Source organism: Pseudomonas sp. NY15356, assembly GCF_048068175.1.
In the GTDB taxonomy this organism is placed as follows: Bacteria; Pseudomonadota; Gammaproteobacteria; order Pseudomonadales; family Pseudomonadaceae; genus Aquipseudomonas; species Aquipseudomonas putida_K.
Genome location: NZ_JBLUPW010000090.1, coordinates 1 through 392 on the forward strand (window position 1 = coordinate 1; position 392 = coordinate 392).

At 59.4% G+C, this 392-nt stretch carries 3 tRNA genes; all 3 read right to left on the reverse strand.

Annotated elements, in window-relative coordinates:
- Positions 1 to 35: 35 nt before the first annotated feature.
- Positions 36 to 111 (reverse strand) — tRNA-Glu (locus tag ACNFCI_RS24050).
- A gap of 42 nt (positions 112 to 153) precedes the next feature.
- Positions 154 to 229 (reverse strand) — tRNA-Ala (locus tag ACNFCI_RS24055).
- A gap of 52 nt (positions 230 to 281) precedes the next feature.
- A tRNA-Glu gene (locus ACNFCI_RS24060) sits at positions 282 to 357 on the reverse strand.
- Positions 358 to 392 lie beyond the last annotated feature (35 nt).

The window sequence follows — 392 nt, forward strand, 5'->3', positions numbered from 1 at the left end:
TGAGCCTTTCAACTCCCGCAAAGCGCGGGTAAAAGTGGCGTCCCCTAGGGGACTCGAACCCCTGTTACCGCCGTGAAAGGGCGGTGTCCTAGGCCACTAGACGAAGGGGACAACAACCTTCGTACCGACCCGCTTACGCGGACCTGGCAAAATTGGTGGAGCTAAGCGGGATCGAACCGCTGACCTCCTGCATGCCATGCAGGCGCTCTCCCAGCTGAGCTATAGCCCCGGATTTCTAGCCTCTCGGCCCAGCGACACGTGAAACATCGCTTGTGCAAAACTGGCGTCCCCTAGGGGACTCGAACCCCTGTTACCGCCGTGAAAGGGCGGTGTCCTAGGCCACTAGACGAAGGGGACGAACCTTCTACCTTCAAGACCGATTTGCTGGAACC